Genomic DNA, 6,033 nt, shown 5'->3' on the forward strand with positions numbered 1-6,033 from the left:
CCAACGATCCGTCCTTGCGCGCGAGCGGCACGATCGTCGAAGTGCCGCACAAGAAACGCGGCACGTATCTGACGGTAGGCAGTCCGATCAAGTTCTCGGACATGAAGCCGGAAGTGACCGCGTCGCCACTGCTCGGTGAACACACGGATGAAGTGCTGGCGAGCCTCGGCTACAGCCGGCAGGACATCTTCAACCTGCACGAAATCAAAGCGGTTTAATGGTGTTACGCTGCGAGCCTGTGTGTAGGCTCGGGCCTGTGGATACGGCGCCCCCCAGCGGGCGCCGTATCCAATTCAAGGATCTGCGGTTTTACTTCCGGGGAGCGCCATGCAAAGCGCTATCGACTTCGAGCAACTCGTCAACGCAATCGGCGACGCGATCATCATTTCCGATGCCGCCGGCAGCATCACACTATGGAACCCCGGCGCTGAGCGCATGTTCGGCTTTACGCAGAGCGAGGCACTGGGAAAGTCGCTGGACCTGATCATTCCGGAACGTTTGCGCGGCCGCCATTGGGACGGTTATCACAAGACCATGGCAACGGGCGAAACCCGCTATGGCAACGACGTGCTGCGTGTCCCTGCCGTGCATAAGGACGGGCGGTCACTTTCGATCGCCTTTACGGTCGCGTTGCTGCATTCGCCGCAGAACGAACTCACTGGCATCGTCGCCGTGATCCGCGACGAAACCAGCCGCTTCCAGGAGGATCGCCTGCTGCGCAAGCGTCTCGCGGAACTGGAAGCGTCCGCGGGCGCGTGAGCGTCATGCATAGCGCGCAAGAAACATATCGGCAGCAGATTCCGCGACATGCTTTTGTTCATCGGCGCTGAGGGGTGGCTGGCCCATCGTCACCTGCGGCCAGAACGCGAACGCTTTCACCAGGGCCTGCAACTGCTGTGAGGCGAACATCGGGTCCGACGTCTTGAGGCGGCCATCCGCAGCGGCTGCCCGAATCCACACTGTTAGGTCCTCTTCGCGCTCGCCCATGCGCGCCACCATATCGCGCGCGCGTTCCTGCGAATGAATGCCCGCCGCGATCGCAACGCGCGCCAGCGACAGAAACGCCTCGTTATTCAGAAGGGCCAGCTTTTTAAACAGAAGCTGGAGCAACTGCGCACGCAACGGATGCGCGGCCGAATAAGCCGTCACCTCTCCCGTATCGCTCGACTCCCACAACTGCCCCAGGATCGCAGCGAACAGCGCTTCCTTGCTTGGAAAATGGTTGTAGACCGTCCGCTTCGAAACGCCCGCGCGTGCCGCGATACGGTCCATGCTGGTCGCGTCGAAGCCGGCCGCCAGAAACTCTTCGATTGCCGCCCCAATGACGGCGGCGCGCTTGCGGTCGGTCAGGCGGAGGGTGGGTTCACTGGTGCTCATCAATAAATTTTACACCGGGCAGTTTACTTTTCTCGAAAATAAACTACACTGAGCAGTCTACTTTATGCCTCGAGGCTGCTCGCATGACATCGTTCACCAGTTCTATTCGCCGCGCCTTGGGCCTGACGGCAGCGCGACGCGGGCGTGAATTGTTCGATATGTCGGCTCAGCACGACGGCAAGCGCTTTCGTAACGTCAGACCGCGTCCTGTCGAAGGACTCGGCAAGACCTTGAGCATCGTCTGGAATATTTTGCTCAACAAGCCGGCCGGCACGACGCCGGCGGGCGCCCTGCCCGTCGATGCCCTGTCGCCCGAACAACTCCAGGCCGCGCCGGACCGGAGCCTGTACCGCCTCGGGCATTCCACCATGCTGCTCAAGCTGCGGGGTCAGTTCTGGTTGACCGACCCGGTCTTCGCTGAACGGGCATCACCGTTCCGGCGCTTCGGTCCAAAGCGCTTTCATGCGCCGCCCATTGCCCTCGAAGACTTGCCGCAGTTGCGCGGTGTGATTCTGTCGCACGACCACTACGACCATCTGGACCGCGAGACCGTGCTGGCACTCGCTGCGAAGACAGGCGTATTTCTGACGCCGCTGGGCGTCGGTGACCGTCTGATCGAGTGGGGTATCGAGGCGTCGAAGGTCCGCCAGTTCGACTGGTGGCAGGGCGTCGAAATCGACGGCCTGGCGTTCACGGCAACCCCGGCGCAGCATTTCTCCGGCCGCAGTCTGTTCGACGGCAACAGCACCTTGTGGGCTTCGTGGGTCATCGTCGATGACGCGCTGCGCGTGTTCTTCAGCGGCGACACGGGCTACTTCGACGGATTCAAGGCCATTGGCGAGCGGCTGGGTCCCTTCGACGTGACGCTGCTCGAAACCGGCGCCTACGACGCTCAATGGCCATACGTCCACATGCAGCCCGACGAGACCGTCCAGGCCCATGTCGATCTGCGCGGCCGCTGGCTGGTGCCCGTTCACAACGGCACGTTCGATCTGGCGATGCATCGTTGGCAGGAACCGTACGAGCGCGTGATCGGGCTCACCGCCGCGCGCGGCATCCCGCTGTCGACGCCCCGTATGGGCGAGCGCCTGGACTTGGCCTCGCCGCATCGCGGCGAGAAGTGGTGGCGCGAGGTCGCTGAGGCCGAGAGTGCGCGAGAGTCCGTGACACCGCTGCGCCGGTTCGTCTGCCGCCAGACCCGGCAAACGAATTCGTGAGGTCAACGACCTCACGCAACGTAGTCTCAGCCAGCTTGATCAGATGCCCGCGCGCAACGTTTTGGCTGCCGCGACCATGTTCTTCAACGCAGGGATGACTTCTTCCCACGCACGGGTCTTCAGGCCGCAGTCGGGGTTCACCCACAACCGCTCAGCCGGAATCCGCTCGGCCGCCTTGCGCATCAGATTCACGATGTGCTCCTGGCTAGGAATATTCGGCGAGTGGATGTCGTAGACGCCCGGTCCGATCTCGTTCGGATAATTGAAGTTGTCGAAGGCGTCCAGCAATTCCATGTCCGAGCGCGACGTCTCGATCGTGATGACGTCAGCGTCCATATCGGCGATCGAAGCGATGATGTCATTGAACTCCGAGTAGCACATGTGCGTGTGGATCTGCGTCTCGTCCTGCACGCCATTTGCCGTGATACGGAAGGACTCCACCGCCCATTGCAAATAGTCGCTCCACTGCGACTTACGCAACGGCAGGCCTTCACGCAGCGCCGCTTCGTCAATCTGGATCACCCGTACCCCCGCCTTCTCCAGGTCCAGCACTTCCTCGCGGATCGCCAGCGCCAACTGATAGCAGGAAACCGAACGCGGCTGGTCGTCACGCACGAACGACCAGTTCAGGATCGTGACCGGGCCGGTCAACATGCCCTTCATCGGCTTGGCGGTCTGCGATTGCGCATACCTGATCCACTCGACCGTCATCGCCTTCGGACGGCTGATGTCGCCGAACAGGATGGGCGGCTTCACGCATCGCGAGCCATAGGACTGCACCCAGCCGAACTGGCTGAACGCGTAACCGTCGAGTTGTTCGCCGAAGTATTCGACCATATCGTTACGCTCTGCTTCGCCATGCACGAGCACGTCGAGACCCAGCGCTTCCTGTTCCTGCACGCTGCGCGCAATTTCGTGCTGCATCACCGTCTTGTAGCCGGCTTCGTCCAGTTCACCACGCTTGAACTGGCTGCGCGCCTGGCGAATTTCGGCGGTTTGCGGGAATGAGCCGATGGTGGTGGTCGGGTAAGCCGGCAGGTTCAACAGCGCAGACTGCCGGGCGGCACGTTGCGGATAGGCGCTGGTGCGACGTCCCAACGCGGCATCGATCTTCACGATCGCGTCCTTGACCGCCGGGTTGTGCACGCGCGGCGACGTGCGACGGCTTTGGATGGCGGCCTGATTTTCGGCAAGCGCGGCTAGTACCGACTCGCGTCCATCGTTCAGCGCCTTCGCGATGATCTTCAGTTCATCGAGCTTTTGCAGGGCAAACGCGAGCCAAGAACGGATTTCGTGATCGAGCCTCTGTTCGCTGTTCAGGTCTACCGGAACATGCAGCAATGAACACGACGGCGCGATCCACAGGCGAGCCTGCAATGTTTGATGAATCGGCGTCAGCCATTCCAGCACCGCGCTCAGATCGGTCTTCCAGATGTTGCGGCCATTGATTACGCCAAGCGACAGAATCTTGTCGGCGGGCATCCGTGCGACGACCTGCTCGACCTCGCCACGGCCGTTGACCGCATCGACATGCAGACCTTGAACCGGCAATCCGCAGGCGAGCGCGAGGTTGTCGCGCAGCTCACCGAAATAGGTTGCCAGCAGAAGCTTCACGCTGGTGGTCTTTAATGCGTCGTACGCCGTGACGAATGCGTGTTGCCATGCCGGCTCAAGCTCGGTGACCAGCGCCGGCTCATCGATCTGCACCCATTCCACCCCTTGCGCCGCCAGTTGATCGAGTAGTGCCGTGTACACAGGCAACAGACGCGGCAGCAGCGCGAGCTTGTCCGAATCGTCCTTCGCCTTGCCGAGCCATAGATACGTCACCGGTCCGATGATGACCGGCTTGGCTTTGACGCCCAGCGCGCGGGCCTGGGCGAGTTGATCGACGAGGCGCGACGCATCGAGCGAAAACTCGGTCGCGGCGCTAAATTCCGGCACGATGTAGTGGTAGTTCGTATCGAACCATTTGGTCATCTCGCCTGCCTGCACGCCGCAACTGCAGGCCGAATCATGCGCGGAGCGGCCACGTGCAACGCGAAAGTAATTGTCGAGCGCGTCGCCCTCAAAGCCCCGGACCCGTTCCGGGATATTGCCCAGCATGAAGCTCGTATCGAGCACCTGGTCATAAAACGAGAAGTCGCCAACCGGAACCTGATCGAGGCCGGACTGGTTCTCCCAGTGCCGCTGACGCAGTTGCGCGCCCAGGCTTTTCAATTCGTCGCGCGACGACTGGCCTTTCCAGTAATGCTCTTGAGCGAACTTCAGCTCACGCTTTGCGCCGATGCGGGGGAAACCCAGATTGTGTGTCGTAACCATGGTGATGAGCTGCTCCGAAAATGAACGGCTCGATCATAGGGTGGATGGCTCATGAAATATAATGGCATTATTTCATTGATCGATTAGTTTTATTCATGGACTCACCATGCTCGAACGAACCCATCTGACAATCATTCGGGAAGTGGACCGCCAAGGGTCCCTGACCGCGGCGGCCAACGTGCTGTGCCTGACGCAATCGGCGCTGAGTCACACCGTCAAGAAGATGGAACAACAACTGGGCACCGCGGTGTGGGATCGCGAGGGCCGAAACCTGCGTTTGACCCAGGCAGGTCAATATCTGCTGGCGCTTGCCAACCGGGTGCTGCCGCAAATGGAACACGCGGAAGAACGGATGAAGCAATACGCCCAGGGGCAGCGCGGCACGCTTCGTATCGGTATGGAGTGCCACCCCTGCTATCAGTGGCTGCTCAAGGTGGTCTCGCCGTATCTCGCGCGCTGGCCGGACGTGGATGTCGACGTCAAACAGAAATTCCAGTTTGGCGGCATCGGTGCGCTGTTCGGTTACGACATCGACATTCTGGTCACGCCGGACCCGTTGCGAAAACCCGGTCTACGCTTCGAACCGGTGTTCGATTACGAGCAGGTGCTGGTGGTCGGCCTCGGGCATCGACTCGCGCAGTTGCCCTTTATTCCGCCCGAGGAACTGGCGGATGAGGTCCTCATTACGTACCCGGTGGAAATCGACCGGCTGGATATCTATAACCAGTTTCTGATGCCGGCGAACGTCATGCCGAAGCGCCACAAGGTCATTGAAACAACCGACATCATGTTGCAAATGGTAGCCAGTGGGCGCGGCGTCGCCGCGCTGCCTCGCTGGCTGGTGGAAGAGTACGCCGGCAAGGTCGCCGTCAGTCCAGTCAGATTAGGCAAGCGAGGCATCGCCAAGCAGATTTTTCTCGGCGTGCGCGAGACAGACGCGGCGATCGATTATTTGAAAGCGTTCGTCGAACTCGCGCGCCAATCGGACTGGAATGCGACTAGAGCGTGTTAGGCACTTTGAAGTACCGGCACTGCGTGAACGAGCATGAGCATCGCGAAGACCACGAAATGCAACCCGGCAAGTGTTTCGGGTAGCCTTTCATAATCACGCGCGAGGCGG

5 protein-coding genes and 2 pseudogenes are annotated in these 6,033 nt (G+C 60.8%); 4 read left to right on the plus strand and 3 right to left on the minus strand.

What is annotated here, in order from left to right:
• Together FSO04_RS44700 and FSO04_RS44705 are read left to right on the plus strand one after the other, a co-directional pair.
• Positions 1-218 (plus strand): annotated as a pseudogene (locus FSO04_RS44700) (CoA transferase); the annotation flags it as partial.
• 109 nt (positions 219-327) lie between these two features.
• A complete protein-coding gene (locus FSO04_RS44705) occupies positions 328-759 on the plus strand; it encodes a PAS domain-containing protein (protein WP_154567756.1) in 432 nt (143 codons plus the stop codon).
• A gap of 3 nt (positions 760-762) precedes the next feature.
• Here FSO04_RS44705 and FSO04_RS44710 read toward each other — a convergent pair whose 3' ends face one another.
• A complete protein-coding gene (locus FSO04_RS44710) occupies positions 763-1,377 on the minus strand; it encodes a TetR/AcrR family transcriptional regulator (protein ID WP_154567758.1) in 615 nt (204 codons plus the stop codon).
• 83 nt (positions 1,378-1,460) lie between these two features.
• Between FSO04_RS44710 and FSO04_RS44715 the strand changes: the two genes are divergently transcribed.
• Positions 1,461-2,594 carry an MBL fold metallo-hydrolase gene (locus FSO04_RS44715; protein ID WP_154567760.1) on the plus strand — a complete coding sequence of 378 codons (1,134 nt, stop codon included), beginning with the start codon at positions 1,461-1,463 and terminating at the stop codon, positions 2,592-2,594.
• A 39-nt stretch (positions 2,595-2,633) separates the two neighbouring features.
• On the opposite strand, the gene metE is transcribed toward FSO04_RS44715, so the two are convergent.
• A complete protein-coding gene (metE, locus tag FSO04_RS44720; RefSeq protein ID WP_154567761.1) occupies positions 2,634-4,913 on the minus strand; it encodes a 5-methyltetrahydropteroyltriglutamate--homocysteine S-methyltransferase in 2,280 nt (759 codons plus the stop codon).
• Positions 4,914-5,019: 106 nt separating this feature from the next.
• Here metE and FSO04_RS44725 point away from each other — a divergent pair, with 106 nt between their 5' ends.
• Entirely contained in the window at positions 5,020-5,925 is a 906-nt protein-coding gene (locus tag FSO04_RS44725) for a LysR family transcriptional regulator (protein ID WP_154567763.1), read from the plus strand.
• Here FSO04_RS44725 and FSO04_RS48120 read toward each other — a convergent pair.
• Positions 5,922-6,033, minus strand: a pseudogene (locus tag FSO04_RS48120) (IS5/IS1182 family transposase); the annotation flags it as partial. The gene FSO04_RS44725 and the pseudogene FSO04_RS48120 sit on opposite strands and share 4 nt — an antisense overlap.

Source organism: Paraburkholderia madseniana (assembly GCF_009690905.1).
In the GTDB taxonomy this organism is placed as follows: Bacteria; Pseudomonadota; Gammaproteobacteria; order Burkholderiales; family Burkholderiaceae; genus Paraburkholderia; species Paraburkholderia madseniana.

Excerpts from the sequence above, each read along its gene's own strand:
- FSO04_RS44715 (WP_154567760.1), top strand. The coding sequence starts at position 1,461 with ATGACATCGTTCACCAGTTCTATTCGCCGCGCCTTGGGCCTGACGGCA.
- FSO04_RS44725 (WP_154567763.1), top strand. The coding sequence starts at position 5,020 with ATGCTCGAACGAACCCATCTGACAATCATTCGGGAAGTGGACCGCCAA.
- metE (WP_154567761.1), bottom strand. The coding sequence starts at position 4,913 with ATGGTTACGACACACAATCTGGGTTTCCCCCGCATCGGCGCAAAGCGT.
- FSO04_RS44705 (WP_154567756.1), top strand. The coding sequence starts at position 328 with ATGCAAAGCGCTATCGACTTCGAGCAACTCGTCAACGCAATCGGCGAC.
- FSO04_RS44710 (WP_154567758.1), bottom strand. The coding sequence starts at position 1,377 with ATGAGCACCAGTGAACCCACCCTCCGCCTGACCGACCGCAAGCGCGCC.